Annotated in this window: 2 protein-coding genes; one reads left to right on the forward strand and one right to left on the reverse strand. The window is 73.1% G+C overall.

The window, feature by feature from the left end:
• The coding region (locus LPA54_RS32850; RefSeq protein WP_228984406.1) for a DUF4331 family protein at window positions 1-216 on the reverse strand (216 nt) is incomplete at its 3' end.
• Window positions 217-521: 305 nt separating this feature from the next.
• On the opposite strand from LPA54_RS32850, the gene LPA54_RS32855 reads away from it, so the two are divergent.
• The coding region (locus LPA54_RS32855; protein WP_228984407.1) for a sigma-70 family RNA polymerase sigma factor at window positions 522-1,035 on the forward strand (514 nt) is incomplete at its 3' end.

Here is a 1,035-nt window from a genome sequence, read left to right on the forward strand (position 1 = left end):
GTCCGGCTTGTCGGGGCTGACGAACGCGTACAGGTCCGTGTTGTCGTACTGCGGGGTGCCCGAGATCAGCGGGGCCTCCCGGTGGGAGGAGGCCGAGGCCGCTTCGGGTTCCAGCGCGGACGCGCCGGCGGCCGCGAGCCCCCCGGCGGCCAGCGCACCGCAGATCAGGGTCGCGAGGCCCCTGCGCCCCGAACCGGTCCTGGAGTCAGTAGTCATGCCGTCCGTCCTCAGTGCCGACTTGCCTTGACGCACGGGGATTCGGAGTGTGCGGCGGACCGGATTGGTCGAAGCGCGGACGAGTTTTCCGCGGACAGGTTTTTCCCGCCCCGCCTGCCCGACATGACCCCGCTGCTCCCCGTTCTTGCGCTCGCCGCTCCCCAACGGCCGCCGCGGCCCTAGCATTTCTCCGCGCCGACCCGCGTTTTCGGCCCGGTGATCCGTACTTCCCCTTCGGAGGCGCGCTCACTGCGTATGCCTGTGCGACCGGACGGTCCGGCGGGGCCGGGATGGGGGGACGAGCGTTGGAGGCGGACCAGCTGCTGATCCGGGTGGCCGGAGGTGACCAGAAGGCGTTCGAGGACCTGTACGGACTGGTCTCCGGGCCGGTCTACGGACTGGTGCGGCGCGTGGTGCGCGACCCGGCCCAGTCCGAGGAGGTGGCCCAGGAGGTGCTGCTCGAGCTCTGGCGTTCCGCCGCCCGGTTCGACCCCGGCCGGGGCAGCGCCCTGTCCTGGGTGCTCACCCTCGCCCACCGCAGGGCCGTCGACCGGGTGCGCAGCGCCCGCGCGGCCGGCGAGCGCGAGCAGCGCGAGGCCCGGCGCGGCCACGGCCCCGCCTTCGACCAGGTCGCCGAGGAGGTCGAGGCCGGCCTCGAACGCGAATGGGTGCGCCGCTGCCTGGACCGTCTCACCGCGCTCCAGCGTCAGTCGGTCACCCTCGCCTACTACGACGGCTACACCTACCGCGAGGTGGCCGAACGGCTCCGACTCCCGCTGGGCACCGTCAAGACCCGCATGCGGGACGGGCTCACCCGCC

It is taken from the genome of Streptomyces sp. DH12 (assembly GCF_020873895.1).
Taxonomy (GTDB): domain Bacteria; phylum Actinomycetota; class Actinomycetes; order Streptomycetales; family Streptomycetaceae; genus Streptomyces.